29 protein-coding genes and 1 pseudogene are annotated in these 26275 nt (G+C 43.2%); 26 read left to right on the top strand and 4 right to left on the bottom strand.

What is annotated here, in order from left to right; translation table 11 throughout:
- Positions 1 to 88 precede the first annotated feature (88 nt).
- From recD2 to E2491_RS16380, 14 genes and pseudogenes are all read left to right on the top strand, one after another.
- Positions 89 to 2185 (top strand): annotated as a pseudogene (gene recD2 / locus E2491_RS16445) (SF1B family DNA helicase RecD2); the annotation flags it as partial.
- Between the two features lie 53 nt (positions 2186 to 2238).
- Positions 2239 to 2418, top strand: a complete 180-nt coding sequence (locus E2491_RS16440) for a hypothetical protein (protein WP_134376710.1) — start codon at positions 2239 to 2241, stop codon at positions 2416 to 2418.
- Positions 2415 to 3482, top strand: coding sequence for an AI-2E family transporter (locus E2491_RS16435; RefSeq protein WP_134376709.1), 1068 nt, complete (start codon positions 2415 to 2417; stop codon positions 3480 to 3482). The genes E2491_RS16440 and E2491_RS16435 overlap by 4 nt, the downstream gene beginning before the upstream one ends.
- 356 nt (positions 3483 to 3838) lie before the next feature.
- Positions 3839 to 6469 carry an alanine--tRNA ligase gene (alaS, locus tag E2491_RS16430; protein WP_134376708.1) on the top strand — a complete coding sequence of 877 codons (2631 nt, stop codon included), beginning with the start codon at positions 3839 to 3841 and terminating at the stop codon, positions 6467 to 6469.
- A 78-nt stretch (positions 6470 to 6547) separates the two neighbouring features.
- Positions 6548 to 6814 carry an IreB family regulatory phosphoprotein gene (locus tag E2491_RS16425; RefSeq protein WP_134376707.1) on the top strand — a complete coding sequence of 89 codons (267 nt, stop codon included), beginning with the start codon at positions 6548 to 6550 and terminating at the stop codon, positions 6812 to 6814.
- A gap of 4 nt (positions 6815 to 6818) precedes the next feature.
- On the top strand, positions 6819 to 7238 hold the full coding sequence (gene ruvX / locus E2491_RS16420; protein ID WP_134376706.1) for a Holliday junction resolvase RuvX: 420 nt from the start codon (positions 6819 to 6821) through the stop codon (positions 7236 to 7238).
- Between the two features lie 10 nt (positions 7239 to 7248).
- Entirely contained in the window at positions 7249 to 7530 is a 282-nt protein-coding gene (locus E2491_RS16415) for a DUF1292 domain-containing protein (RefSeq protein ID WP_134376705.1), read from the top strand.
- Positions 7531 to 7826: 296 nt separating this feature from the next.
- Positions 7827 to 9038: an endolytic transglycosylase MltG gene (gene mltG, locus E2491_RS16410; protein WP_134376704.1), complete on the top strand. Its 1212-nt coding sequence runs from the start codon at positions 7827 to 7829 to the stop codon at positions 9036 to 9038.
- Between the two features lie 235 nt (positions 9039 to 9273).
- A complete protein-coding gene (locus E2491_RS16405) occupies positions 9274 to 9912 on the top strand; it encodes an O-methyltransferase (protein ID WP_134376703.1) in 639 nt (212 codons plus the stop codon).
- Between the two features lie 5 nt (positions 9913 to 9917).
- The gene (locus E2491_RS16400) at positions 9918 to 10847 is read left to right on the top strand and encodes a peptidase U32 family protein (RefSeq protein ID WP_134376702.1); all 930 of its coding nucleotides are present in this window, start codon (positions 9918 to 9920) and stop codon (positions 10845 to 10847) included.
- Between the two features lie 18 nt (positions 10848 to 10865).
- Positions 10866 to 12143 carry a peptidase U32 family protein gene (locus E2491_RS16395; protein ID WP_134376701.1) on the top strand — a complete coding sequence of 426 codons (1278 nt, stop codon included), beginning with the start codon at positions 10866 to 10868 and terminating at the stop codon, positions 12141 to 12143.
- Complete coding sequence (udk, locus tag E2491_RS16390) at positions 12143 to 12778, top strand: uridine kinase (protein ID WP_134376892.1); 636 nt, start codon at positions 12143 to 12145, stop codon at positions 12776 to 12778. The genes E2491_RS16395 and udk overlap by 1 nt, the downstream gene beginning before the upstream one ends.
- 127 nt (positions 12779 to 12905) lie before the next feature.
- A complete protein-coding gene (gene greA, locus E2491_RS16385; protein WP_134376700.1) occupies positions 12906 to 13382 on the top strand; it encodes a transcription elongation factor GreA in 477 nt (158 codons plus the stop codon).
- Positions 13383 to 13620: 238 nt separating this feature from the next.
- Positions 13621 to 14298 carry a YrrS family protein gene (locus E2491_RS16380; protein ID WP_134376699.1) on the top strand — a complete coding sequence of 226 codons (678 nt, stop codon included), beginning with the start codon at positions 13621 to 13623 and terminating at the stop codon, positions 14296 to 14298.
- Positions 14299 to 14689: 391 nt separating this feature from the next.
- On the opposite strand, the gene E2491_RS16375 is transcribed toward E2491_RS16380, so the two are convergent.
- The gene (locus E2491_RS16375) at positions 14690 to 14893 is read right to left on the bottom strand and encodes a DUF2536 family protein (protein ID WP_134376698.1); all 204 of its coding nucleotides are present in this window, start codon (positions 14891 to 14893) and stop codon (positions 14690 to 14692) included.
- Positions 14894 to 15028: 135 nt separating this feature from the next.
- Between E2491_RS16375 and mtnN the strand changes: the two genes are divergently transcribed.
- Positions 15029 to 15724 carry a 5'-methylthioadenosine/S-adenosylhomocysteine nucleosidase gene (gene mtnN, locus E2491_RS16370; protein WP_134376697.1) on the top strand — a complete coding sequence of 232 codons (696 nt, stop codon included), beginning with the start codon at positions 15029 to 15031 and terminating at the stop codon, positions 15722 to 15724.
- 2 nt (positions 15725 to 15726) lie between these two features.
- On the opposite strand, the gene sigK is transcribed toward mtnN, so the two are convergent.
- Positions 15727 to 16410: an RNA polymerase sporulation sigma factor SigK gene (gene sigK, locus E2491_RS16365; protein ID WP_134376890.1), complete on the bottom strand. Its 684-nt coding sequence runs from the start codon at positions 16408 to 16410 to the stop codon at positions 15727 to 15729.
- Between the two features lie 357 nt (positions 16411 to 16767).
- Positions 16768 to 16887, bottom strand: coding sequence for a sporulation histidine kinase inhibitor Sda (gene sda, locus E2491_RS16360; protein WP_134376696.1), 120 nt, complete (start codon positions 16885 to 16887; stop codon positions 16768 to 16770).
- A 289-nt stretch (positions 16888 to 17176) separates the two neighbouring features.
- Between sda and E2491_RS16355 the strand changes: the two genes are divergently transcribed.
- The 11 genes from E2491_RS16355 (at position 17177) to E2491_RS16305 (ending at position 25815) form a co-directional block, all read left to right on the top strand.
- On the top strand, positions 17177 to 17701 hold the full coding sequence (locus tag E2491_RS16355; protein WP_227396784.1) for a YqeG family HAD IIIA-type phosphatase: 525 nt from the start codon (positions 17177 to 17179) through the stop codon (positions 17699 to 17701).
- Positions 17698 to 18804 (top strand): ribosome biogenesis GTPase YqeH, encoded by a 1107-nt coding sequence (yqeH, locus tag E2491_RS16350; RefSeq protein ID WP_134376695.1) that lies wholly within the window; start codon positions 17698 to 17700, stop codon positions 18802 to 18804. The genes E2491_RS16355 and yqeH overlap by 4 nt, the downstream gene beginning before the upstream one ends.
- A 16-nt stretch (positions 18805 to 18820) precedes the next feature.
- Positions 18821 to 19654, top strand: coding sequence for a shikimate dehydrogenase (gene aroE / locus E2491_RS16345; protein ID WP_166805918.1), 834 nt, complete (start codon positions 18821 to 18823; stop codon positions 19652 to 19654).
- Positions 19654 to 19953 (top strand): ribosome assembly RNA-binding protein YhbY, encoded by a 300-nt coding sequence (gene yhbY / locus E2491_RS16340; RefSeq protein WP_134376693.1) that lies wholly within the window; start codon positions 19654 to 19656, stop codon positions 19951 to 19953. Before aroE ends, yhbY begins: the two co-directional genes overlap by 1 nt.
- Positions 19953 to 20528 carry a nicotinate-nucleotide adenylyltransferase gene (locus tag E2491_RS16335; RefSeq protein ID WP_134376692.1) on the top strand — a complete coding sequence of 192 codons (576 nt, stop codon included), beginning with the start codon at positions 19953 to 19955 and terminating at the stop codon, positions 20526 to 20528. The genes yhbY and E2491_RS16335 overlap by 1 nt, the downstream gene beginning before the upstream one ends.
- Entirely contained in the window at positions 20518 to 21102 is a 585-nt protein-coding gene (gene yqeK, locus E2491_RS16330) for a bis(5'-nucleosyl)-tetraphosphatase (symmetrical) YqeK (RefSeq protein WP_134376691.1), read from the top strand. The genes E2491_RS16335 and yqeK overlap by 11 nt, the downstream gene beginning before the upstream one ends.
- The gene (gene rsfS / locus E2491_RS16325) at positions 21089 to 21442 is read left to right on the top strand and encodes a ribosome silencing factor (protein ID WP_134376690.1); all 354 of its coding nucleotides are present in this window, start codon (positions 21089 to 21091) and stop codon (positions 21440 to 21442) included. The genes yqeK and rsfS overlap by 14 nt, the downstream gene beginning before the upstream one ends.
- On the top strand, positions 21442 to 22185 hold the full coding sequence (locus E2491_RS16320; RefSeq protein WP_134376689.1) for a class I SAM-dependent DNA methyltransferase: 744 nt from the start codon (positions 21442 to 21444) through the stop codon (positions 22183 to 22185). Before rsfS ends, E2491_RS16320 begins: the two co-directional genes overlap by 1 nt.
- 191 nt (positions 22186 to 22376) lie before the next feature.
- Positions 22377 to 22997, top strand: coding sequence for a helix-hairpin-helix domain-containing protein (locus tag E2491_RS16315; protein WP_134376688.1), 621 nt, complete (start codon positions 22377 to 22379; stop codon positions 22995 to 22997).
- A 32-nt stretch (positions 22998 to 23029) separates the two neighbouring features.
- Positions 23030 to 23512, top strand: a complete 483-nt coding sequence (locus tag E2491_RS16310) for a ComE operon protein 2 (RefSeq protein ID WP_134376687.1) — start codon at positions 23030 to 23032, stop codon at positions 23510 to 23512.
- Positions 23509 to 25815, top strand: a complete 2307-nt coding sequence (locus E2491_RS16305) for a DNA internalization-related competence protein ComEC/Rec2 (protein ID WP_134376686.1) — start codon at positions 23509 to 23511, stop codon at positions 25813 to 25815. The genes E2491_RS16310 and E2491_RS16305 overlap by 4 nt, the downstream gene beginning before the upstream one ends.
- Here E2491_RS16305 and E2491_RS16300 read toward each other — a convergent pair.
- On the bottom strand, positions 25812 to 25946 hold the full coding sequence (locus E2491_RS16300) for a YqzM family protein (RefSeq protein WP_134376685.1): 135 nt from the start codon (positions 25944 to 25946) through the stop codon (positions 25812 to 25814). The genes E2491_RS16305 and E2491_RS16300 overlap by 4 nt on opposite strands.
- Positions 25947 to 26275: the final 329 nt, after the last annotated feature.

Here is a 26275-nt window from a genome sequence, read left to right as displayed (position 1 = left end):
CGCCCCCAATGATTAAATCTATTGAAACACAAAAAACCCCAGATAGGGGCACTTTTTTATCAGTGTCCGTTATCTGGGGTATAGTTCAACGAAACAGGGGATTATTCATTATCTTTCAAGTGATCTGTTTAACGGGGTCGGTAAAAAAACGGCTGAAAAGATCGTCGATGTGATTGGTGAAAATGCCATTTCGAAAATCATGGAAAATGAAGCCGTTCTTCACTCGGTCCCGAAGCTTTCTAAAGAAAAGGCAAAGCACATTCATGAGGTGCTGATGGAGCATCAGGGGCTTGAGCGGATCATGGTACTGTTAAATGACTGGGGGTTCGGTCCCCAGTTATCCATGAAGATCTATCAATTTTATCAGGAAAATACGCTTGATGTGATTGAAAAAAATCCTTACCAGCTTGTTCACGATATTGAAGGGGTTGGTTTTGGAAAGGCTGATGAACTCGGCAGGCATCTGGGGCTGTCCGGGAATCACCCTGACCGGATTAAGGCGGCGTGCCTGTATTGCCTGACTCAGATTTCCCTGCAGGAAGGTCATGTATATGCAGATTCCAAATCCCTGATGGTGAAGGTCAAAGAGCTTTTGCAGAAGCATCAGCCTGAACAGATTGAATACACAGATATATCAGCAAGCCTGATTGAATTGAACGAAGAAGGAAAAATCATTGGTGAAAATAAACGGGTCTATATGCCTTCCCTTTATTATTCAGAAGCAGGTATAGCCTCGAGTATTGAAAACATTCTAAGCCGGACTGAATATGAGGATGGATTTCCTGAAGCGGAATTTCTTTTGGCGCTTGGAGATCTGGAGGAGCGGATTGGTGTGACCTATGCGCCTTCCCAGAAACAGGCGATTCAAACGGCACTTTCATCGCCTTTGATGATTTTGACAGGCGGCCCGGGTACTGGGAAAACAACCGTGATAAAAGGGATCGTGGAACTTTACGCAGAACTTCACGGCGTTTCTCTTGATCCTGATCAATACTCCAAGGATGATCCGTTTCCGGTTGTGCTTGCTGCCCCGACCGGCCGCGCAGCAAAGCGGATGACGGAATCGACCGGATTAAAAGCGATGACGATTCACCGCCTTCTCGGTTTTACCGGACAGGAGGAAATGGAGGATGAGGATGAACGGATGATTACCGGCCGCCTCTTGATCATTGATGAAATGTCCATGGTTGATACATGGCTTGCCAACAAGCTTCTTCAGGCCGTTCCTGAAGGGATGCAGGTCATTTTAGTAGGTGACCAGGATCAGCTCCCTTCGGTTGGACCGGGCCAGGTGTTGCAGGATCTCCTTCAGTCTGAAAAAATCCCGTCTGTTGAACTGACGGATATTTACAGGCAGGAAGAGGGATCATCCATTATTGAGCTTGCCCATGACATGAAAAAAGGACAGGTTCCTGCAACGATCAGACAGTCCTTTCCTGACCGTTCCTTTATTCCGTGCAGGGCTGGACAGATGGATGATGTAGTTGGGAAGATCGTAAAAAATGCCGTTGATAAAGGATACAGTCCAAAGGACATACAGGTACTTGCACCAATGTACAGAGGACCTGCAGGTATTGATAAGCTGAATACGCTTTTACAAGAGCTTCTGAACGGGAACCCGGATGGATCGAGGAAGGAATTGAAATGGGGAGATATCACGTACCGGATCGGGGACAAGGTACTTCAGCTTGTCAACCAGCCTGAGAGTAATGTATTTAATGGCGATATGGGCGAGATCATTTCCATTTTTTACGCGAAGGAAAATACAGAAAAGCAGGATATGGTACTCGTTTCGTTTGATGGTGTTGAAGTGACCTATACAAGGCAGGATTTAAATCAGATCACGCACGCCTACTGCTGTTCTATTCATAAATCACAGGGTAGTGAATTTCCGATTGTGATCCTTCCAGTCGTCAAAAGCTATTCAAGAATGCTAAGGAGAAACTTGTTATACACCGCGATCACGCGAAGCAGCCGGTTTTTAATTCTTTGCGGTGAAGAAGAGGCTTTCCGTTACGGGGTTGAAAGGCAGGATGATCTTGTCAGGATGACGACACTGAAAGAACGTCTCGGCTATTCAGAAGGGAGTGCTGAGCAGAGTGTTCAGGAAAGATTTCCGGATCAGGTGGACCCGATGATCGGAATGGATGGAATCAGCCCTTACGATTTTATGGCTGAGGTATAGGAAATCTTTGGGCAGTCAATGATAATAAAAAACCTCAGACAGGAGGGATTTCATTGATATGTCCAAACTGCTCCAACCGTGAAGTCGGAATGCTGACTTCAAATCGCTACTTTTGTCATTCCTGTTGTGTTGAATTTACGCGGGCAAAAAATAAATGGAAGCTCTATGAAATTACTGAGGATGGACTGCTGACCCATACTCAAAAAATCGTATTTGAGAGTGCTGAAGGATGATTCAGTGGGTCAATAAGCGCTTCATCCTGAAGGCTGCAGGAGGAGTGCTTTTTTTATGGCTGCTTTTCTTTACTGAAGCCGGTCTCGTGGTCAGGGAAAGTGCTGTCACCGCAGTCGTCCCGCTTTTGATCAGTGCGGTGCTTGCCTATTTGCTATTGCCCGCCGTTCATTTTTTAAACAAAGCGCGATGCCCTGATTTGTTATCCATCTGGATCATCTTTATTTTGATTATCTGCTCAGTCATTTCACTTATTCAATGGGGCATCCCGTTTTTGATAGTGGAAGGACCTTCATTTATTACTTCTGCACAAACCGTAGCGAGAGAACTGTTCGCTGCAGGAAGAGAAATGGAGCAGCTGCTCACGGTCTTTCCGGAAGCGATTCAATTGAAGGCGGGGGAAACAGTCACTCATGTGACAGAGCAGCTGGACAGTCAGCTGTCGGCGGTTTTCCTCGGGCTCGATGACTCGATAAAATGGATTGTCATTTTAACGCTTGTACCGTTTATGACGTTTTATCTTTTAAAGGACAGAAGATCGATAAAACATTGGGTTTATGAGTGGATCCCGGGTGACAAAAAAGAAAAAATGAGGTTCTTTCTTCGGGAATCAGATAAAAGTCTCGGTGGTTATATCCGGGGGCAGGTACTGCTGTCAACGGCCATTGCAGTGTTAACGTATGTGCTGTTGTTGATTCTTTCAGTTCCTTATGCGCCATTTCTGGCGATCATCATGGGAATATTTAATGTCATCCCGTATGTTGGCCCAATTATCGGCTCGATACCTGCTGTCCTGATCGCCTCGACCATTTCAATTCCGACCGTTTTATGGATTGTAGCAGGTGTTTTTGTCATTCAAATGCTTGAAAGTCATCTCCTGTCTCCATGGATTATCGGAAACAGCGTGCACTTTCATCCAATCGTTATGATGGTGCTTTTACTCGCAGGAGGAGAGATCGGTGGGGTCCTCGGACTCATCGTGATCATTCCTTTCGCTATGCTGATCCGGCTCCTTTGGAAAACACTCCGATTAAATAAATTCGATCATGAATTGACAAAGGGCTGAGAGATTTCTATAATTTCAAGTAGAATTGTTCTGTCACGTTACCGGTTGCTTTACTTGCAATCGCGTGTATATGAAGAATAAATGATCATCTCGAAGATGGAATGAGTACACATTAACCATAGTTCTTTAAAAGAGAGGGCTCCCAGGGCTGAAAGGGGCTTACTGAACTGAAATGTGGAAAGCTGGTCCGGAGTGCAGGTAATCACTGCCGTATGCTGCGTTAAAGCAATGAAAGTGGTGGGTTTTCAATCCATAACCAGGGTGGTACCGCGAGTTTAAGCTCGTCCCTGTGTCGGATTGGAGGCCTTTTTCTGTTTTTTTGGACGCTTCGGGAATTATAAAGGAGGAACAGCCAGATGAAAAAATGGACAGGTGCAGAAATCAGACAAATGTATTTGGATTTCTTTAAGGAAAAAGGACATGATATTGAGCCGAGTGCATCACTCGTTCCACACGAAGATCCTTCTTTACTCTGGATCAACAGTGGCGTTGCGACGCTTAAAAAGTACTTTGACGGCCGTGTGATTCCGGCCAACCCGCGTATTACAAATGCGCAGAAATCGATCCGAACGAATGATATTGAAAACGTCGGAAAAACAGCCCGTCACCATACATTCTTCGAAATGCTTGGAAACTTCTCAATCGGAGAATACTTTAAAGAAGAGGCGATTGAATGGGCATGGGAATTCCTCACTTCTGAAAAGTGGATCGGCTTTGATCCTGAGAAGCTTTCTGTCACGATTCACCCGGAGGACGATGAAGCATTTGCGATCTGGAAGGACAAAGTAGGCGTGCCGGAACACCGCATCATCCGTCTTGAAGGGAACTTCTGGGACATCGGGGAAGGCCCAAGTGGTCCTAACTCTGAAATTTTCTTTGACCGCGGTGAGGAGTATGGCAACAACCCTGCGGATCCTGAATTGTATCCTGGCGGGGAAAATGACCGTTATCTTGAAATCTGGAACCTTGTATTTTCACAGTTTAACCATAATGCTGACGACACGTACACCCCGCTGCCGAAGAAAAATATTGATACAGGCATGGGTCTTGAGCGTATGGCATGTGTTGTTCAGGACGTTCCGACAAACTTTGAAACGGATCTGTTTATGCCAATCATTGAGGCAACCGAGCTTGTTTCAAAAGTACGCTATGGACAGAGTGAAAATGATATGGCATTTAAAGTCATTGCCGATCATATCAGAACCGTATCGTTTGCAGTAGGGGACGGTGCACTTCCATCGAATGAAGGTCGTGGCTATGTACTGAGAAGACTGCTGAGAAGAGCGGTCCGCTTTGCCAAACAGCTTGGCATCAACCGTCCATTTATGTTTGAACTTGTACCGGTTGTAGCGGATATTATGTTTGACTTCTATCCGGAAGTGAAGCAGAAGCAGGAGTTTATCCAAAAGGTTATTAAAAACGAAGAGGAACGCTTCCATGAAACGCTGAATGAAGGTCTTGCTATTTTAAATGAGCTGATGAAAGCAGCAAAAGAAAATGGCTCCAATTTGATTCAGGGTAAGGATGTATTCCGCCTTTATGATACATTCGGTTTCCCAGTTGAACTGACAGAAGAATATGCTGAGGAAAACGGTCTTCAAATCGATCAGGACGGTTTCCGTTCAGAGATGGAAGCACAGCGCTCCCGTGCCCGTGCAGCGCGTCAGGAGAGCGGCTCGATGCAGGTTCAGGGTGGCGTGCTTGGCGATATTAAAGTGAATAGTGAATTTGTCGGCTATAGCAGACTGAAGCATGATTCCGTTATTGAAGAGCTTGTCATCAATCAGGAATTTGCCTCTGAAGCATCAGAAGGCCAGGAAGTTCAGTTCATTCTTGCTGAGACTCCATTCTATGCTGAAAGTGGCGGTCAGATTGGTGATAAAGGGATTGTTTCTAACGACCAGGTGACCATTGAAGTGAAGGATGTTAAAAAAGCGCCGAATGGGCAGAATCTTCACACAGGAATTGTCACAGCAGGAACAGTGACTAAAGGTGTTGCTGTGACGGCGGAAGTGAAAACAGATTCCCGTAACCGCATTACAAAAAACCATACGGCAACACACTTGCTGCACCAGGCACTAAAGGATGTATTAGGAGACCACGTTAATCAGGCAGGTTCTCTTGTTGAACCGGATCGCCTGCGTTTTGACTTCTCTCACTTTGGTCAGGTGACTCAGGAAGAGCTTGAACAAATTGAAGAGATTGTAAACGCAAAAATTTGGACAAGCTATGAGGTAGACACAGCCATTAAATCACTGGATGAAGCAAAAGCAATGGGTGCGATGGCGTTATTCGGTGAAAAGTACGGCTCTGAAGTACGTGTCGTGTCAATCGGCGATTACAGTCTTGAACTTTGCGGTGGCTGCCATGTTGGCAATACAGCTGAAATCGGTTTGTTCCGTATTGTATCTGAAGGTGGAATCGGTGCAGGTACCCGTCGTATTGAGGCGGTAACAGGAGAAGCTGCTTACCGTCATATGAACGATCAGATCAACATTCTGAATCGTTCCGCGAAAAAGCTGAAAGCCAACCCGCGTGATCTGGAAACACGTCTTGAAGGTCTCCAGTCTGATGTAAAGGTCCTGCAGCGTGAAAATGAATCATTAAATGCCAAGCTGTCAAATATCGAAGCGAAAAGCATTCTCGATAAAATCGAAGATGTTGACGGTGTATCCGTATTGGCACAAAAGGTTCAGGCTGCAGATATGAACGCATTGAGAACGATGGCAGATGACGTGAAAAACAAGCTCGGTTCCGGCGTACTCGTGTTGATTTCTGTACAGGGAGACAAGGTTCAGATCATTGCAGGCGTCACAAAAGATTTAATCGAAAAAGGCTATCATGCCGGAAAACTGATTAAAGAAGTAGCCGGCATCTGTGGCGGAGGCGGCGGAGGCCGTCCTGATATGGCACAGGCAGGCGGTAAGGATCCATCGAAAGTGGAAGAGGCACTTCGATTTGTTCCTGAATGGGTGAAATCCGTTTGATTCTGATCCATTCTGGTGTACAATGAACAGTAGTTGGATAATAGGAATGCAGGTTGATTCCGTAGTGAGGTGTAGAAGATGAGCTCATTTGATAAAACGATGCGGTTCGATTTTGGGGATGAATCGGCTGACAGGGAGGTACAGCGAGTCCTGGTACAGGTATTCAAAGCTCTTGAAGAGAAAGGATACAATCCGATTAACCAGATAGTAGGGTATCTTTTATCGGGTGACCCCGCCTATATTCCACGCCACCAGGATGCGAGGAATATCATCCGTAAACTGGAACGGGATGAGATTATTGAAGAACTGGTGAAGTTTTATCTTCAGCAGCATAAAGAAGGATGATATCATGCGTACGATGGGTCTGGACGTAGGCTCTAAAACCGTTGGAGTAGCGGTTAGCGATGCTCTTGGCTGGACGGCCCAGGGCATCGAGACCATTAAGATTGATGAAGCCGCAGGGCATTTCGGCCTGAAGCGCATAAAAGAGCTCGTTCAGGAGCATGAAATCTCCAAAATTGTCATCGGCTTACCGAAAAACATGAACAATACCCTTGGTCCTAGAGCAGAAGCCAGCCAAAAGTATGGTGATATGCTGAAAAGCCGTCTGGATGTGGACATCATTTTCTGGGATGAACGGTTAAGCACGATGGCAGCTGAACGTGTACTGCTGGAAGCGGATGTCAGTCGCAGTAAAAGAAAAAAAGTAATTGATAAAATGGCGGCTGTCATGATCCTTCAGGGATATCTTGACAGCGCGTCAAAATGAGGTGACCATAATGGAGCATGGTGAAAAAAATATTACAGTCATTGATGAGCAGGGTAACGAGGTTCTATGTGAAGTCCTTTTTACATTTGACTCTGATGAATTCAAAAAATCATATGTATTGTACTACCCGGTAGGAGATACAGACGAGGAAGAGATCGAGATTCACGCTTCTTCTTTCGAACCTGACGATGAAAATGCTGAAGGTGAACTGAAGCCAATCGAAACAGAAGCAGAATGGGATATGATCGAAGAAATGCTCAACACATTCCTTGATGAGGAAGAAGAGGAATAATATCAGCATTAAAGGATGGAATGACTCCAAAAATGAGTTGTTCCATCCTTTTGTTTTTAAGTTAATCATATTAAGAGGAAAAATTATTAAGGGCTGGACTTACCCGGTAACTCCTGTCGCGGAAAGTGTAGGGTAGTCCAGCCCGACTATATCCCAATGAAAAAATGCAATATAGTTCAGACCTTCATGCATGAAAAAGGATGAATATTGTAAAATGCTCAAGGTTGCCCGGACATATTTTTAAGGTATAATGGGGTTAATTGAAAAAAAGAGCGTGCTTTTTGGAGGGAAATTGATTGAGTGATAAAAAATCTTTAATCGATCAGTGGAAACTGAACTTGCAGGAACGAAAAAAGGAAGCGAAAAAAGTAAGGAAAATTGTTTTTATCCTGTCTGTCATTTTGCTGTTTTTGACAGCCGGTTTAGTTCTTGGGGGATATTCTTACGTAAGTGCAGCACTCGAGCCGGTTGATCCGGAAAGTGAAGAGGCAATCCCGGTAGAAATTCCGATTGGATCATCTGTTGACAGCATTACTGCAGAGCTTGAAGAGAATGGTGTTATCAAGGATGCACAGGTCTTTAAATATTACCTGAAATTTAATAACGAATCAGAATTCCAGGCCGGAACGTATGAATTTACTCCGGCTATGACACTCGATGAAATTACGCAAAGCTTAAAAACCGGAAAAATCTATCATGAACCGATTTTCAATGTAACCATTCCGGAAGGTCTTACACTTGAACAGATTGCCGGTGTGATCGAGGAGAATACAAATTACACGGAAGAAGAATTTATGGAAAAGGTAACAGATCCGGCTTTTATCCAAACGTTAAAAGACACTTACCCGGAACTGATTACGGCTGATGTAGATAACGAAAATATAAAAATGACGCTTGAAGGATATTTATTTCCCGCGACTTATCCATTCTATGAGGAAAACCCTTCACTTGAAAGTATCATTACACAGATGGTAGATGCGATGTACAACAATGTTTCTCCATATCTTGCAACGCTGCCTGAATTTACAGCGGGTGATTATACTGGAGCGACTGATGGTGGAGAAGGTGAAAAGGTCATGGACGTTCATGACGTTTTGACAATGGCTTCGCTGCTTGAAAGGGAAGCAACTGCTTCAACGGACCGCAGTATGATCGCGGGCATTTTCTATAACCGTCTTGAAGAGGGGATGCCGCTTCAGACGGACCCGACTGTTCTCTATGCAAAAGGAGAATGGAACGATAGAGTATTATTTGAGGATCTGGAGATTCAGGATCCTTACAATACGTATCAGAATCAGGGGCTTCCACCCGGACCGATTGCAGCACCAGGGCTTGCGTCCATCGAAGCCGCTTTGAACCCTGAGGCTAGTGATTATTTTTATTTCCTGACTTCTGCTGAAGACGGGGCCATGTATTATTCTGAAACACTTGAAGAGCACGAGCAGAAGGCTGAACAATACATTTACAGTGTAAATGAGGAGCAGGCTTCTGAAGAGGAAGGCTCTTAAAAACCAACGGAGGAAAGTGTGATCATCTGCAGCTGATTAAAACGTGACAGTTTTTCAGCTTTCATAAAGATGATTCACTTTCCTCCTGTTTTTATGGTAGAATAGATAAAGTATTTTCAGGCGTCTATCACAAAGTCCGATGGCAGAAAGCATCATGCTTTCTTCTTTTCATGTCCGGAGGCTGTTTTGTGAGCGCTCTTTTTTATGGAAGCAGACTTGTAAAGGCGTGATAGAAATGGATGAAAAAGTCCATCAATACATTGAAAATCTTACAGCAGAGCGATCTGACTATCTGATGACTATAGAGCAGTACGCTAAAGAAAATGGAGTTCCGATCATGGAACTTGCAGGAATAGAAACACTTCTTCAATTCCTGCGGCTTCAGCAGCCGAAAAAACTGCTTGAAATCGGTACGGCAATCGGTTATTCCGCTCTCAGAATTGCTTCCGAGATTCATCAGGTGGAAATCGTTTCAATTGAACGGGATCAGGAACGCTATGAAAAAGCACAGCAATTTGTCCAGCAATCCGGTGTAGGCGACCGTATCACACTATTGTATGGAGACGCATTTGATCTAATTGATGAGGTGGCGACATACGGTCCTTTTGATGCGGTTTTTATTGATGCAGCCAAAAGTCAGTCTGACCGTTTCTTTGCAAGTTATGAGCCATTATTTGCAGAAAGTCCGGTCGTTTATACAGATAACGTCTTATTTAAAGGGCTTGTTGCCCATCAGACAGGTGATGAAAGCAGAAATGTAAGACAGATGCTTCGTAAAATTAACCGGTTCAATGAATGGATCATGGCCAGGGAAGACTACCACACCGTTATTATCCCGGTTGGTGATGGCCTGGCGATCAGTAAGAAGAGGTGAACAAAATGCACAAACCTGAATTATTAGTGACTCCGATGTCTGTTTTGCATATGGAACAGCTGATTGAAGCTGGTGCAGATGCTTTTGTGATCGGTGAACAGCGCTACGGCTTAAGACTTGCTGCTGAATTTTCCAAAGACGATGTAGCACAAGCCGTCAGCCTGGCTCATGAGCATCAGAAAAAAGTGTACGTAGCCATGAACGGGATTTTTCATAATGATAAAGTGGAAGAGTTGAATGATTACCTGTCATTCTGTCAGGAAATACAGGCAGATGGTGTTATTTTCGGAGATCCTGCTGTCTTGATGGCGGCAAGAGAATCCGCGCCGGACATGCCTCTTCACTGGAATACCGAAACAACAGCGACCAATTATTTCACCTGCAATTACTGGGGTGAAAAAGGAGCCAAAAGATCGGTCCTTGCAAGAGAACTATCAATGGATGCCATTGTTGAAATTAAGGAAAATGCCAACGTGGAAATTGAAGTGCAGGTTCACGGCATGACCTGTATGTTCCAGTCGAAGCGTTCACTGCTCGGTAATTATTTCCTTTACCAGGGTAAAGCGATGGAGATTGAAAACAGAAAGCAGAATAAAAACATGCTTTTACATGATGATGAGCGGAACAATAAATATCCGATTTTTGAAGATGAAAATGGTACACATATTATGAGTCCGAATGATATGTGTATAATTGATGAGCTGAGTGAGATGATGGAAGCCGGTGTGGATTCTTTTAAAATCGACGGAATTCTGCAGGAGCCGGACTATGTCACTGCCGTAACAGCTTTATACCGCAAAGCGATTGACCTTGCAGCCGATCAGCCGGAAGAGTATGAGGCACAAAAAGATGAGTGGCTTGAGCAGATTGAAAAAATGCAGCAGCCTCACCGGCCACTTGATACTGGATTCTTCTTTAAAGAAACGGTTTACTAAGCAGGAGGGGACAAGGGAATGACCAATATGATTGATAAAATTTCTGCAATCAAAGACGGCAAACGGGTGATTGTAAAGAAACCCGAGTTACTTGCGCCTGCAGGAAACCTTGAAAAGCTGAAGGTAGCGGTGCATTACGGAGCTGACGCTGTCTTTATCGGTGGTCAGGAATATGGATTACGGTCCAACGCCGGAAATTTCACGATTGAGGAAATGAAGGAAGGCGTCGAATTTGCGAAAAAATATGGCGCTAAAATCTATGTAACAACCAATATTTTTGCTCACAATGAAAACATCGATGGTCTTGAAGACTATTTACGCGGTATCGCCTCAGCCGGAGTGGCAGGAATCATTGTGGCGGATCCGCTTATTATTGAAACATGCAAGCGTGTTGCGCCGGAGGTTGAGGTGCATCTGAGTACCCAGCAGTCCCTTTCGAACTGGAAAGCAGTTCAGTTCTGGAAAGAGGAAGGGCTTCACCGTGTTGTGCTCGCCCGTGAAACGAGCGGCGATGAAATTCAGGAAATGAAAGAAAAGGTCGATATTGAAATTGAAACCTTTATTCATGGCGCAATGTGTATTGCCTACAGTGGTCGCTGCGTCCTGAGTAACCATATGACAGCGCGTGATTCAAACAGGGGCGGCTGCTGTCAGTCATGCCGCTGGGATTATGACTTATATGCCGTTGAAGATGGTCAGGAACAGGCGCTATATAGTGAAGGTGACGCTCCATTTGCCATGAGTCCGAAGGATCTGAAGCTGATCGAATCCATTCCGAGAATGATCGAGCTTGGCATTGACAGCTTAAAAATAGAAGGCCGGATGAAATCCATTCATTATGTGGCAACGGTTGTCAGTGTGTACCGGAAAGTCATTGACGCTTACTGTGAAGATCCTGAGAACTTTAAAATTAAAAAAGAATGGCTGGAAGAGCTCGATAAATGTGCGAATCGTGATACGGCAACGGCCTTTTTCGAAGGCGTTCCGGGGCATGAGGAGCAGATGTTTGGCGAGCACGGGAAAAATACAAAATTCGATTTTGCAGGTCTGGTTCTTGATTACAACGAAGAATCTAAAATGGTTACCTTACAACAAAGAAACTATTTTAAGCCGGGGCAGGAAATTGAATTCTTTGGCCCAGATATGGATAACTTCACACAGGTTGTCGAAACAATCTGGGATGAAAGAGGAAATGAGCTGGACGCAGCGAGACATCCGCTGCAAATTGTCCGTTTTAAGGTGGATCAGCCACTACGTCCGCTCAACATGATGCGAAAGGAGCTCTCGGCTAAATGATAAAAAATAAACCCGTAATTATAGGTGTAACAGGCGGTTCCGGATCAGGAAAAACGTCTGTCACAAAAGCGATCTATGACTATTTTAAAGATCAGTCGATTGCAATCATTGAACAGGATTATTATTATAAGGATCAAAGTAATATTCCTTATGAAGAACGATTAAAAACAAACTATGATCATCCGCTTGCTTTTGATAATGATTTATTAATTGAACACATCAGTCAGCTCCTTAAAAGAGAAGCTGTAGAGAAGCCGGTTTATGATTATACGGTTCATACACGATCTGAAAGAACGATTCCAGTGGAGCCGAAAGATGTGATTATCGTGGAAGGCATCCTTGTACTTGAAGATGAAAGGCTTCGCGATCTGATGGATATCAAACTATATGTGGATACAGATTCAGATCTGCGCATTATCAGACGTATGCTGCGTGATATTAACGAGCGTGGGCGTACGATTGATTCTGTAGTGGACCAGTATATAAACGTGGTTCGCCCGATGCATAACCAGTTTATTGAGCCGACTAAGCGCTATGCGGATATAATTATTCCGGAGGGCGGACAGAACCATGTTGCCATTGATTTAATGGTAACGAAAATTCAAACGATTCTTGAACAAAAGTCAATTGTGTAATATGATAGCAAAGAATGTAAAAGAGGGTTAAAAAATCCTCTTTTTAACATACTTCATAATTGAGGGTATGAATTCATAGCATGGAATAGAAAAATAGTTGACATGTATGTTAAAGGAGTGAAGGGCTTTGCCAAATGAAAAAGTTTATCCAATGACTCAGGAAGGAAAGCAAAAGCTTGAACAGGAGCTTGAGCATTTAAAATCAGTCAAAAGAAAAGAAGTTGTAGAACGAATTAAAATCGCTCGCAGCTTTGGAGACCTTTCGGAGAACTCTGAGTATGACTCAGCTAAAGAAGAACAGGCTTTTGTAGAAGGCCGTATTTCCACACTTGAATCCATGATCCGCAATGCGAAAATCATTGAAGATGATGGAGCACTTGATGGCGTTGTTTCCCTCGGGAAAACAGTAACATTTATTGAACTTCCGGATGGCGATGAAGAGTCATACACAATCGTCGGAAGTGCGGAAGCAGATCCGTTTGAGGGACGCATTTCAAATGACTCACCGATTGCGAAAAGCCTGATTGGCAAAGTGGTTGGCGATGAAGTGAAAGTGCAGACACCAGGCGGAGACATGGATGTCCGCATTACATCAATCAGCTAAAATGGTAATGAAAGCACCGGGACCAACAGTTCTGGTGCTTTTTTCTTACCGTTCATTCATATAAAAACCTGCTTATGTTGTAACCAAATTTATGATCAAACGTCTTATTTGTGTAGGTATTGAATCACTGCCGCTAAAAACGGTCTTCTTGTCACTTGCCGGAATGATAAGAATCCGTGTTATAGTAGTTTAGATTCTTTTAAGCAGGGAAAAAAGTGTGAGTGAGGAGTGAATAATCATGAACAAAAATTCCAGATCAACAATTCAGGGAAAAAAAAGAAAAACAAATATCATATACAATACTTCGATTGCGGTTGTATTCGGACTGATTTTAATTGTAGGTTCTCTTATATTTTTTGGCGGTAATGAGAACCAGGCTGCCTCTGATGAAGAGGAAAAAACAATCGCTGAACAGGTTCAGGAAAACAACGGTGTTGCTGATGAACAGGATTCAAACGACAATGAAGAACAGCAGGAAGAATCTGAATCAGCATCTTTAACCGCTGCTGAATCAGAGGAGCGGGAGAACAACGCTTCTGAGGATGAGCAGTCTGAAGAGCAGACTATAGCGTCTGAAGAAGAAAATGAAAAGAAAGAAAAAGAAGAAAAGAAAAAGAAAAAAGATGAAAAGCCTAAAGAAGGTGAGTTTAAGCCAATCGGTACGGAGCAGACAGGCGAGCACGTCTCTTCCTATGAAGAAGGCTCTGTAGACTGGAATGAAAAGGTAAAAGCAGCTGCTTATGCAACCGGTCTCGACGCTTCTACCATGACAGTATGGTGGATGGGTAACAATGGAGGACCAAACCTTTCATATGCTGACGTATCAGGTCCTGATGCCTCTGCAGAAGAATACCGCGTCCACCTTGAGTGGATTGATGGTGAAGGATGGAAGCCGGTTAAAGTTGACGAACTATAAAACAAACCCCCGTTCATTAGTGAACGGGGATTTATTTTATGGACATGTAATAACCGTGCCGGGCCATTCCTTCGCTTTCCTTTGTGTCTAGCTGCGGCGACTAGCCCCTCGAGGTCATAAGTCAAAGATGAACGAGGGCAAAGGTCAGCCCTCTTTTCATCTTCGCCTTATGCTTGTCGGGGCTGGACGAGTCACCTCCGCTTTTCTAAGGCCGCGCGGTGAGCCAGCTAGTGCTCCGCACTACGCTGTCTCACCTGTCGCTTCTATGCCGCAGGAGTCTACGGAATGGCCCGGCACTTTTTGTAAAGTATGCTGCTAATTGAATGAATAATCCGTCCATCTAAAACCAAAAAAAGCAATTCATACAACTGAATATTAAAATTGTTTAGTGTTATTCGGCCTTGAAATGAACGCAGGCTGTATAGAGTAATCGTCCATCATCCATTTTGGTTACTTCGTGTTCAACGGAATGAACCCGGAGCAGAATCGCCTGGTTGTTTTCGATCTGCTGTTGAATGGCGCGTTCCAGTTCTTTTAGACTCGAAGCCTCAAAAAATTCAATTTTATCTTTAATCATGTCCAGTTGAAAGCTCATCATAATCTCCCCTGACAACGTGTAGTGCTTGAGAAAAAGCATGCAATTAGTATAACATGAGGTGATTGAACTTTACGACTGGCTATGGTAAGTTCAAAGAAGTTTTGAATCAATTGCTCAGAAAGCAGGGATAGTATGAAAATCGGAATTATTGGTGCGATGGAAGAGGAAGTTGAGCTTCTGAGATCCAACATTGAAGATGCAAAAACCGAAACGATTGCAAATAGTGAATTTACATCCGGATTGATTGATGGAAAAGAAGTCGTACTTGTGAAAAGCGGGATCGGTAAAGTGAACGCGGCTATGACTACGACGATCTTACAGGAACGTTATCAGCCTTATTACATATTAAATACAGGTTCTGCCGGCGGTTTTGATCCAACTCTTGAGGTTGGCGATGTTGTAATTTCCACGGAAGTGAGACACCATGATGTTGATGTAACCGCATTTAATTATGAGTACGGACAGGTTCCGGGTCTGCCGGCTGCTTTTAAGGCTGAAGATCAGCTCAGACAGGCTGCACGTGAGAGCGCTGAGGAAATCGGGACTGTTAATACGGTTGACGGGCTTATTGCGACAGGAGATTCATTTATGAATGATCCTGCAAGAGTAAAAGCACTTGAAGATAAATTTGAAGGTCTTCAGGCACTTGAAATGGAGGCAGCGGCGATTGCCCAGGTCGCACATCAGTACGGAACACCTTTTGTCATCATCCGTTCCCTGTCTGATATTGCAGGAAAAGAGTCAGATCTGTCTTTTGACCAGTATTTGAAAAAAGCAGCTGTTAATTCAGCTAATCTGATTCTTGGAATCGTGAAAAGAATAAAGTGAGCTTAATGAAGCTCTTCCTGTGAGAATGCATGGAAGAGCTTCATTAATGCTCTTTTTTCAATCCGTGAAACATAACTTCTTGAGATCCCGAGCTCCTTGGCGATTTCGCGCTGGGTTTTTTCATCCTGTCCACTTAGACCGAAGCGTGCACTGATGACCTCGATTTCCCTTTCTTCAAGCGTCTGCAGTAATGTGCGAACCTTCTCCTCATTCATTTTTTGAAAGAGCTGATCATCGAGTGCTTCATCTTCACCCCGTAAAATATCAATGAGACTGATCGCATTACCATCTTTGTCTTCGCCAATCGGGTCATTCAGGGAAACATCTTTTTTTGTCTTTTTTAAGGAACGTAAAAACATAAGCAGTTCATTTTCGATACACCGGGCTGCATAAGTGGCCAGTTTAGTGCCTTTTTCGAAGGAGTAGCTTTCGATCGCTTTAATGAGTCCGATTGTACCAATCGAGATCAGATCTTCAGGCGACTCCCCTGTATTCTCAAACTTTTTTACAATGTGAGCCACCAGTCTCAGATTGTGTTCAATCAGGAGCTTTCGTGCTTCCTGATCACCTTGTAACACTTTTTCAATGGCCACTTTTTCTTCCTCTTTACCAAGCGGCTTAGGAAAAGCATTCTGTTTAAAGTATCCGGTCAGTGCAGGCAAATCGCATACAGTAGCAAGCATCATCAAAAAAATAGACAAGTTATCCCTCCTTTTTCCATTCGCCCTACTGCTACGATATGAAAAAAAGCTGGAAACTTGCCCGTCCTACTCATTCAATTTATATTCTCTCAATGATCTGGTCATTTTGCCGGTACCCTTACATGTCTGACATTTTCTGCTGAGAAATCCGGCTCTTCTGATTAAACCCTTACCCCGACATTCAGAACAAATGTTTACAACTTTCATAAGGATCCTCCTGTCCGAATATTCAGAATTCTTTATTCTATCGTATAGGATTCCGTGGGAAAATGCCACTAGTTCATTCTGAAAGTGCAGGTATGTAAAAAGTAAGGTAGTATAATAATGATCGTTTTTTTAGATTCAGCTTGCTTGTCGCTTGCTGATTTCGCGTTCAATCATCTGGATGAAGTCGGAAGCGAGGTTCAGGCGAATTGCCTCTTCAAGCGCTTTGATCAGAAGGGGAAGTGGAAGGTTGTTCATAAAAATATCTCCTCTCAGTTTTTTCGCTAAAATGATAGTAGCAAAATTTATTTGAAAGAACAAGCGTTCTGTTATCCACAACTTAAAGTGGATAACCTGTGTAAAACGTGTAGATAACTATCCTGATATAAAGAGTTTATAAGCAAGTCCTCGTTGATAAAGTTATCCACAAAACAAAGATGCGCATTATTTGTCGAACGAATTTTGAGATAATTTTCAAATTGAAGAATGCTTTTGAACTTACGCATGAGATCATGTATGATAAAGACTTGAAGTGAAGAGGTGAACGATGATGATAAAACTATTTTTGCCGAATGAATACGTAGACAGCGTATTTGAAATAACACCGGAAAAACTAAAAAAGCAGGGAATTAAAGCAATTATTACAGATCTTGATAATACGCTTGTTGAATGGGATCGTAAGAACGCTACTCCAAAACTGATTGAGTGGCTTGAAAATATGCAAAAGCATGATATTCTCGTGACCATTGTGTCTAATAATAATCAATTGAGAGTGGCTGCGTTCTCAGATCCGATTGGTGTACCGTTTATTTATCATGCCAGAAAACCGATGGGACGTGCCTTCAGACGTGCGCTGCGTGATATGAATGTAAAGAAGTCAGAAACAGTTGTTATTGGTGATCAGCTTCTGACAGATGTTCTCGGTGGGAATCTGAATAAGCTTTATACGATTCTTGTTGTGCCGGTTGCCAAAACAGACGGATTCTTTACAAGAATTAACCGTCTTATTGAAAGACGTCTTTTGAACTTCTTTAAGCGTAAAAAAATGATACAGTGGGAGGATAAAAAGTGAGCGATTTACACGTGACGTGTATTGGGTGTGGTGTTGAGATCCAGACAGAGGATAAAGAAGCGATTGGCTATGCACCACCTTCCAGTTTGAAAAGGGAGCAGATCATCTGTCAGCGCTGCTTCAAATTAAAGCACTATAATGAAGTGCAGGATGTTTCATTAACAGATGATGACTTCCTTAAGATTCTGAATGGACTGGGTGAAGTAGACGCGCTGATTGTTAAAGTTGTAGATATTGTAGACTTCAACGGCAGTTTCCTGAAAGGTTTGCACCGTTTTGTTGGAAAGAACCCTGTATTACTGATCGGAAATAAATCCGATATTCTTCCTAAGTCACTAAAGCCGAATAAGCTGATTAACTGGATGAAGTACGAAGCGAAGCAGCTTGGGCTGAAGCCGGTGGACGTGCTTTTATGCAGTGCCGATAAGGGTCACCGTATTCAGGAAGTGCTCGAAGCGATTGATCGCGAGCGAAAAGGCCGCGACGTTTATATTGTCGGTTGTACCAATGTGGGGAAATCCACGCTGATTAACCGGATCATCAAAGAGGTGACTGGGGAAAACGATGTAATTACGACCTCTCAATTCCCTGGTACGACACTTGATATGATCGAAATTCCTCTGGACGATGGTCAGGCAATTATTGATACACCGGGAATTATTAACCGCGACCAGATGGCTCATGTTATTAATAAGCAGGACTTAAAAATCGTTATGCCAAGAAAAGAATTGAAACCTAAAGTATTTCAGTTAAAAGAAGAGCAGGCACTTTTTGTTGCAGGTCTGGCAAGATTTGACTTTATCAGTGGAGAGAAAAATTCATTTACATGCTATTTTTCAAATGAACTGGATATCCACCGGACGAAGCTTGAAAATGCAGACAATCTTTATGAAAAGCATGTGGGAGAAATGTTATCCCCTCCGCGCAGTGAGGATCTTGCGGAATTTCCAAAGCTGAAAAGACATGAATTTATGGTTAAGGAAGCGAAAACAGATATCGTGTTTTCAGGTCTCGGCTGGATAACCGTTAACGAAGCAGGTGCAAAAGTTGCCGCGTATGTCCCTGAAGGCGTAAGCGCGATCGTGCGTAAATCTTTAATCTGACAGGAGTTGAATGATCATGAAGCTGGCCGTTATCGGACATCCTATTAAACAGTCAAAATCACCCTTTATGCATACGATCTGGCTTGGAGAGCTTGGGATTTCCGGTAGCTATGAAGCAAAGGATATTCTCCCTGAAGCACTAGCCGGAGAGGTTAAAGCACTTGTGAAGGGTGGATATGACGGCTGGAACGTGACCATTCCGCACAAAGAAGCCATCATCCCATTGCTGGATGAGGTTGATGAACAAGCAGCTGTACTCGGTGCTGTTAACACTGTCATTGTAAAGGATGGCAGACTGATCGGTAAAAACACAGATGGGACCGGGTTTATGAAATCTCTTTTATTGAAGAGAACAGCTGTTGACATTGCCGGTTCCCGCGTATGTATTATCGGGGCAGGCGGGGCTGCAAAAGGGATTGCAGGAGCACTCGTTCCTTATCAGCCAAAATCTTTATCAATTGCAAACAGAACAGTATCAAAAGGTGAAAGGCTTCTAAATAGTCTGATCATCAATGGTGAAAAGTCGGCTTTGACAATGGATGAAGCGGAAGCACAATTAGATGAATTTGATATTGTGATCAATACAACGTCAGTTGGCATGGTCCCGGATACAGATCAAACTCCGATCAATATGACAAGAGTCAAAAAAAACAGTCTGGCTGCAGATATAATTTATAACCCACTTCAAACAGCGTTTTTAAAACAGGCATCAGAAGGTGGTGCTGACACGCTGAACGGAGTGGGAATGTTTGTGTATCAAGGCGCAACCGCTTTTGAAGAGTGGACCGGGGAAAAGCCGGATGCTGAAAAAATGATAAAAAGGATTTCAGAATCAATAGGAGGAACATAATGCTTACAGGTAAACAAAAAAGATTTTTACGTGGTGAAGCGCACCACCTTTCACCTATTTTCCAGATTGGAAAAGGTGGCGTGAATGATAATATGGTGAAACAGATTGGCGAGGCGCTGGAAGCAAGAGAGCTGATTAAAATCAGTGTGCTCCAGAACTGTGAACAGGATAAGGATGAGGCAGCAGCTGTCATTGTAAAAGGAGCACGTGCCGAGCTTGTTCAAATTATCGGAAATACGATTGTTGTCTATAAAGAGTCAAGAGAAAATAAAAAGATTGAGCTTCCGAAAAAAGGCTGATGCAAAAAAAGAGGATTGGCCTGCTTGGAGGTTCATTTGATCCTGTTCATATTGGTCATTTGATCATGGCGAATGAAGCTTATCAATCCCTCGGGCTTGATGAAGTGAGATTTATGCCAAACGGCGCGCCACCACATAAGACATTGTCAGGAGAGGCAACGATTCAGCAAAGGGTCAAAATGGTAGAACTCGCAATTGCGGAGATCCCTTATTTTAAAATGGAATATGCAGAGGTCCATCGTGAGAATAAAGCGTATACGTATGATACAATAATGGAAATAAAAGAAAACGAACCTGGTCATGAATGGTTTTTTATCATTGGTGGAGATATGATGGATACATTAGGATCATGGTACAGAATGAAAGATCTAAAAAAACAGGTTCAGTTTATCGGGTTCCATCGCCCGGGTATTAGTCCTGCAGATGATGCTGATGTCAGGGTCATAGATGGACCCTCCATTCATTTGTCATCAACCTTTATACGTGATCGAATTAAATCGGGTCAAAATTGCAAATTTCTTCTTCCGTCTTCTGTAGAGGCGTATATCAGCAAGGAGGGATTGTATGAATCGTGAGGAAGCACTTTCTTATGTCCGTGAAATACTTCCTGCTAAAAGATATATTCACACGCTGGGCGTAGTGGAAACAGCAAAAGCACTGGCCGAATCTATTGGTGAGGATGCCGAAAAGGCTGAGCTTGCTGCCATTCTTCATGACATGGCGAAATATCAGAGCAGGGATAAACTGAAACAAATCATCATTGATCAGAATCTGGACATGCGCCTGCTTGATTTTCATCATGAGCTGTGGCACGGCCCTGTGGCGGCTCATCTGGCGAAAGCAGAACTTGGGATTGAATCAGAGGAAGTACTGCTCGCCATCCGGTATCATACAACAGGCAGAGCAAATATGACGAAGCTTGAACAAATCGTTTATTTAGCAGATTATATAGAACCGGGGAGAAAGTTTCCCGGCGTTGAAAAAGTAAGAGAAATAGCTTATACAGATTTTGATAAAGCGATGCGAAAAGCGGTAAAACAATCTATTTTATTTCTGATTGAGAAAAAACAGCGTGTCTTTCCTGATTCGCTTGATTGTTATAACGACTTAATGCTGCAAAAGGAGAAGTTAAAATATGAAAGAAACTGAACTGTTAGCCCTTGCCTACAACGCGGTTGATGACAAGCGGGCAGAAGATATTATTACATTAAACATGCAGGGGATTTCCCTGATTGCAGATTACTTTATGATCTGTCACGGTAACTCAGATAAGCAGGTACAGGCGATTGCGCGTGAAGTAAAGGATCGTGCAGAAGAAGCCGGTTTTTCAGTGAAGCGGATGGAAGGCTATGACGAAGCGCGCTGGGTACTTGTGGATCTTGGCTACGTTGTTGTTCACGTGTTCCATCGTGATGAGCGTGATTACTACAAGCTCGAGAAACTTTGGGGAGATGCTCCGATTGAAGATATGACGAGCAGCCTGAACTGATGTCTTATGAATCATTTGCCCTCGTCTATGACCAGCTGATGGCGGATGTACCTTACGATTCCTGGATGGCTTTCTTAGTTGAAGCAACAGGGGATCAGGGTTATTCTGCTAAAAGGCTTCTTGATGTTGGTTGTGGAACAGGTGAGTGGACGTTAAAGGCTTCAGAATATGGCTATGACGTAACAGGCATTGACCTGTCTTCATCCATGCTTGCCATTGCGCGTGAAAAGGCGGAAGAAGCAGGGCTGAAGGTTGACTTTTTAGAAATGAACATGACTGATGTACAGGGGTTTGAACCTTTTGACCGCATTACGATCTTTTGCGATTCACTCAATTATCTTGAGACAGAAGAAGAGGTTCAGAAAACTTTTGCCAATATGGCGGCCCTGTTAAAGAGCGGGGGTTATTTCCTGTTCGATGTCCATTCCGTTTATAAAATGAATCACCTGTTCATTGGCCAGTCCTATCATGATGACACAGGTGAAGCAGCGTACATCTGGGATTCCTTTGAAGGTGAATTTGAAAACAGTGTGGAGCATGAACTGAGCTTTTTCATTGAGGAAGAATCAGGGCTGTACAGACGATATGATGAGCTTCACAAACAGCGTACATTTACTGCTAAGCAGTATCAAAAATGGCTTGAAGAAGCCGGCTTTCAGGTGAAAACCATTTCAGCCGACTTTACGATGGATGCACCGGAAGAAACCAGCGAACGCATTTTCTTTGTGTGCATCAAACCATAACAAAAACACGAACAGCGCCTTTTTGAGGAGCTGTTCTTTTTTATTGAAAGAATGTCAGGAGTTGTATGAAATGAACTTTTTATCAATCAGAGGTTCGGTTTTACTGTAATTAAAAAATTCGTCTTTCCTTTTTAAAAATGGTATCATTAGGTAATCCTCTGAACCGGCCGCTGCTTCAGGAGGTATGAATCATGAAAAATTGGGTTTTAACTTACCGCAGACAGCTTCTATATACTTCTCCTTTTATCCTCATTATCTCTTTTCTTCTGTTTTTCAATCAATCCGATCAGGAACCCGTTGCCTCACCACTTACTCAACAATCAATGGAACAAAAGCCGGACCCTGTAACCGAACAGGTTGAAACGGACACTGCTACTGAGAGCGTTACAAATGAGATTCATGTTGATGTCAAAGGCCAGGTCAAACATCCCGGTGTTTATCGAATGAAAGAGGGGGACAGGGTGATTGATCTGATCGCGACAGCAGGCGGTGAAACAGCTTCGGCGGATATGACGTCGGTGAATCTTGCACAAAAACTTTCTGATGAAATGGTCATTTATATCCCGGTACCGGGTGAGCAGGACCTCGATATTCCTGATACTGTTGAAAAAGAACAGGGGAAAGTAAATCTGAATACAGCGGATCAGGCGGAGCTTGAGACTATTCCCGGAGTGGGACCTGCCAAGGCTCTGGCGATTATTGAATTCAGAGAATCGAATGGTGCATTTAAAGAAATCGAAGAAATTATGAGCATTTCGGGCATAGGGCAGAAAACTTTTGATAAACTGAAAGAGTCAATAACCGTAAAATAATCAGCAGCGGCTGGTATCAGGAGGTACTCGGAATGGAAAGAATTTCATGGGATCAGTATTTTATGGCTCAGAGTCATCTGCTTGCTTTGAGAAGTACGTGTACAAGGCTGGCAGTTGGTGCAACGATCGTCAGGGAAAACCGGATTATTGCCGGTGGATATAACGGGTCTATAAAAGGCGGAACACATTGTATCGATGAGGGATGTTACGTTATTGATAATCATTGTGTCCGCACGATTCACGCAGAAATCAATGCTTTGCTGCAATGTGCGAAATTCGGTGCAGCGACTGAAGGCGCACACCTATACGTTACTCATTTCCCTTGCCTCCAGTGTTCAAAAGCGATTATTCAGGCGGGGATTCAGAAGATTTATTACGCAACGGATTATAAAAATCATCCTTATGCTGAAGAATTATTTGAACAGGCTGGCGTTCAAATAGAGCACGTTGCATTCGAACCAAGCTCAATTGAAGCCTTATTCAGGTCTTCAGATCAAAATGAGCATATTAAATGAGGCCGTTCCTGCCGGCTGTCCCCGCCGCACTGATCGGTGTTCTGGCGGGGCACTTTCATCTATGGATGTATCTGGTCATTCCTCTGGTTATTCTTATGTTTATCAAAAAAATGAGATGGTCAACCTTTATACTCGTTGCAGTAGTGATGGTCTTTTTTTATATAAGATCTGATTTTTATTTTTCCACATTAACCTCTACGCTTGATCCTTCAGAAACATCCGCTTTGCTTAAAATAACCTCTCCATTTAAAAACTCCGGTGATTATTTAACCGCAGAAGCTCAAACGTCTGAAAAAGAAAAAGTGATTCTCCGCCTGTCAAAAAAACATACAGAAGCTGCTGATCTGTTCCCGGCTGAATGTGTATGGACAGGGAATTGGCGCGAACCATCTGAAGCGGTCAACTTTAACGGCTTTGATTATCAAAAACACCTCTATCTTCAGAATATACATTGGATTTTTCATGCGGAAGGTTTTTCAGAATGTGAGAAATTGTCCCCTTCGTTTATGGAGAAGCTCCTTTTAATGAGAGAGCGTGGCATTTCTCATATGAAAGATCACTTTCCGGAATCGCTGTACGGTATCAGTTACGCGCTGCTGTTTGGAGACAGGTCTTTAATGAAGGAGGAGCACCTTATTGCTTATCAGAAGCTAGGGATCATTCATTTGCTTGCAATTTCAGGTATGCACGTCGGGCTCGTCTGTCTGCTGATTTGGAAAGTGCTGCTCCGGCTGCAGTTGACACGTGAATCGATAACAATTTTATTGTTTATCCTCCTGCCGTTGTATGCTGTCATGACGGGTGCTTCTCCCCCGGTTTTGCGTGCTTCAGGCATTGTGTTAACGGTGTTGGCTGTCAGGATGATGAAGGGCAGGATGTCCCTTATAGAAGCATTCTCTGTTGTGATCTGTTTTCATCTTTTCCTTATGCCTGCGGCTGTGATGTCCCCAGGTTTTCAGTTGAGTTATGCAGTAAGTCTCTCCATTATTCTTTCTTCAAAACGCATCCTGCAGCAATCATCCTCCGTCATCGCCGTTTTAAAGGTAACGGGTGTTGCACAACTCGGTGCTCTTCCGTTTCTACTTTGGCATTTTTACGAGATCTCGATTGCTTCGTTCTTTGCTAACCTTATCTATATTCCTTTCTATACATTGTTTTTATTACCTGTCCTGTTACTGCTTTATGGGGTTAGCTTTGTTTTCCCTTCTGCTGTCTCAATTCTTCTTGTGATTCCGGATCAGGCTGTCAGGCTATTTGACCATACTGCTTTACTTTTTTCGGAATTTCCCTATGCAGTACTGGTGACTGGAAAACCTGCTGTGTTCATGCTTTTTATCCTTGTGATATCACAGGTTGTCATTTTTTCCTTTCTCGAGAAAAGAAAATACGGTGTCGTTTTTAGTTTTATCATGCTTTTATGTATATTCGTGTTTTTGCGGGATCAGATTAACCCGGATGGAACAGTTACATTTATTGATGTAGGGCAGGGTGACAGTATACTGATTGATCTGCCTTTTGATCAGGGGACGTATCTGATTGACACAGGCGGAGCAATGCCTTTTTCTGCTGAAGATGAGCCATTTAAAGTCGGGAAGGAAATAATTGTCCCTTTCCTGAAAAGTAGGGGAATCACATCGATTGATCTCCTTATTCTGACTCATCATGACTGGGATCACATTGGAGGTGCTGAAGATATCGCAGAGGAAATTCATATTAAGGAGGTTTGGACAAGTGAAGGATCGCCTGATAAAAAGGAGATGAAGGAGCTTCTTGACTATTTTTATGAAAAGAATATACCGGTTTTTGAACAGAGTGAAACATTCGCATGGAAGACTGGGGATGCAGAATTTAAGCTGATTCATCCAGGTGGCAATCTGGAGGGGAATAATAACTCGCTTGTTCTCCATGCTGTATTGGGCGGGGTCAGCTGGCTTTTTACGGGAGATATTGAAGAAGAGGCAGAACGGAGTTTAATCGGGCTGCCGATCCGGGCGGATGTTCTGAAAGTAGCGCACCATGGCAGTAACACATCCACTACAAGCGAATTTCTGAGCGCTGTTAATCCTGACATTGCCGTCATCTCAGCGGGTAGAAATAATCGTTATGGTCACCCGCATCCTGATGTTCTGACAAGGCTTGAGGATCAGGGAACACAAGTGATTGGCACTTATTCACACGGTGCGATTGAATTCCGCTACCGTAAAAACAATGGAACCTTTCACTGGATGCTGCCATACGCTAAGGGAGAAAGTGAAAAACAAAATAAAAAAGAGCCCAATCAGGCTCTTCATCAGGATCCTTAAGATCCAACCACCGATATAACGGTTCCTACAGTAAATAATAGTGCGAAAAATACGAATGAAACAACGAATGCTACACCGGAGTCAATTAAGTCGTTACGCTTCGACTGAACATTTTTTTCAAACTCGTTCATTTTTACCCCTCCTATATATACTTTTTCAGTATAGAGGATGCCAGAAAAAAAATCTATACTTACAAATTATTTTTCCTGCTATCCCATCGGTTATCACAAATATTTCACGATTTGTTGAAAATACTAACCGTGTAAACCACTGCTTAGAGAATATCCTAGGCTTCTCTTGGCAGAGTTTAAATACCCGCGCCGGTTATCCGGTGCGGCTTCCTATGTTGTCATCAGCACGCGATTTCTTTAGAATAAGATTATCTTCAGTTAAAGAATAGCTTTTTCAGTACGGCAGGTGCAAAACAAACCGTTGGTGAGAAGCAGCTTATATACATAAA

This window comes from Jeotgalibacillus sp. R-1-5s-1, assembly GCF_004405105.1.
In the GTDB taxonomy this organism is placed as follows: Bacteria; Bacillota; Bacilli; order Bacillales; family Jeotgalibacillaceae; genus Jeotgalibacillus.
The sequence above is the reverse complement of the archived record's forward strand: the minus strand, read 5'-3'. Positions and strand labels throughout refer to the sequence as shown.

What these genes read in the sequence shown, in the direction of transcription:
- E2491_RS16320 (WP_134376689.1), top strand. Translation starts at nt 21,442, where the DNA reads ATGTCTTATGAATCATTTGCCCTCGTCTATGACCAGCTGATGGCGGAT.
- rsfS (WP_134376690.1), top strand. Translation starts at nt 21,089, where the DNA reads ATGAAAGAAACTGAACTGTTAGCCCTTGCCTACAACGCGGTTGATGAC.
- E2491_RS16300 (WP_134376685.1), bottom strand. Translation starts at nt 25,946, where the DNA reads ATGAACGAGTTTGAAAAAAATGTTCAGTCGAAGCGTAACGACTTAATT.
- mtnN (WP_134376697.1), top strand. Translation starts at nt 15,029, where the DNA reads ATGAAAATCGGAATTATTGGTGCGATGGAAGAGGAAGTTGAGCTTCTG.
- sda (WP_134376696.1), bottom strand. Translation starts at nt 16,887, where the DNA reads ATGAACAACCTTCCACTTCCCCTTCTGATCAAAGCGCTTGAAGAGGCA.
- yhbY (WP_134376693.1), top strand. Translation starts at nt 19,654, where the DNA reads ATGCTTACAGGTAAACAAAAAAGATTTTTACGTGGTGAAGCGCACCAC.
- yqeK (WP_134376691.1), top strand. Translation starts at nt 20,518, where the DNA reads ATGAATCGTGAGGAAGCACTTTCTTATGTCCGTGAAATACTTCCTGCT.
- E2491_RS16305 (WP_134376686.1), top strand. Translation starts at nt 23,509, where the DNA reads ATGAGGCCGTTCCTGCCGGCTGTCCCCGCCGCACTGATCGGTGTTCTG.
- E2491_RS16375 (WP_134376698.1), bottom strand. Translation starts at nt 14,893, where the DNA reads ATGAGCTTTCAACTGGACATGATTAAAGATAAAATTGAATTTTTTGAG.
- E2491_RS16335 (WP_134376692.1), top strand. Translation starts at nt 19,953, where the DNA reads ATGCAAAAAAAGAGGATTGGCCTGCTTGGAGGTTCATTTGATCCTGTT.
- E2491_RS16405 (WP_134376703.1), top strand. Translation starts at nt 9,274, where the DNA reads ATGGATGAAAAAGTCCATCAATACATTGAAAATCTTACAGCAGAGCGA.
- E2491_RS16415 (WP_134376705.1), top strand. Translation starts at nt 7,249, where the DNA reads ATGGAGCATGGTGAAAAAAATATTACAGTCATTGATGAGCAGGGTAAC.
- E2491_RS16400 (WP_134376702.1), top strand. Translation starts at nt 9,918, where the DNA reads ATGCACAAACCTGAATTATTAGTGACTCCGATGTCTGTTTTGCATATG.
- E2491_RS16315 (WP_134376688.1), top strand. Translation starts at nt 22,377, where the DNA reads ATGAAAAATTGGGTTTTAACTTACCGCAGACAGCTTCTATATACTTCT.
- E2491_RS16395 (WP_134376701.1), top strand. Translation starts at nt 10,866, where the DNA reads ATGACCAATATGATTGATAAAATTTCTGCAATCAAAGACGGCAAACGG.
- sigK (WP_134376890.1), bottom strand. Translation starts at nt 16,410, where the DNA reads ATGATGCTTGCTACTGTATGCGATTTGCCTGCACTGACCGGATACTTT.
- aroE (WP_166805918.1), top strand. Translation starts at nt 18,821, where the DNA reads ATGAAGCTGGCCGTTATCGGACATCCTATTAAACAGTCAAAATCACCC.
- E2491_RS16310 (WP_134376687.1), top strand. Translation starts at nt 23,030, where the DNA reads ATGGAAAGAATTTCATGGGATCAGTATTTTATGGCTCAGAGTCATCTG.
- E2491_RS16425 (WP_134376707.1), top strand. Translation starts at nt 6,548, where the DNA reads ATGAGCTCATTTGATAAAACGATGCGGTTCGATTTTGGGGATGAATCG.
- E2491_RS16380 (WP_134376699.1), top strand. Translation starts at nt 13,621, where the DNA reads ATGAACAAAAATTCCAGATCAACAATTCAGGGAAAAAAAAGAAAAACA.
- E2491_RS16355 (WP_227396784.1), top strand. Translation starts at nt 17,177, where the DNA reads ATGATGATAAAACTATTTTTGCCGAATGAATACGTAGACAGCGTATTT.
- alaS (WP_134376708.1), top strand. Translation starts at nt 3,839, where the DNA reads ATGAAAAAATGGACAGGTGCAGAAATCAGACAAATGTATTTGGATTTC.
- E2491_RS16435 (WP_134376709.1), top strand. Translation starts at nt 2,415, where the DNA reads ATGATTCAGTGGGTCAATAAGCGCTTCATCCTGAAGGCTGCAGGAGGA.
- ruvX (WP_134376706.1), top strand. Translation starts at nt 6,819, where the DNA reads ATGCGTACGATGGGTCTGGACGTAGGCTCTAAAACCGTTGGAGTAGCG.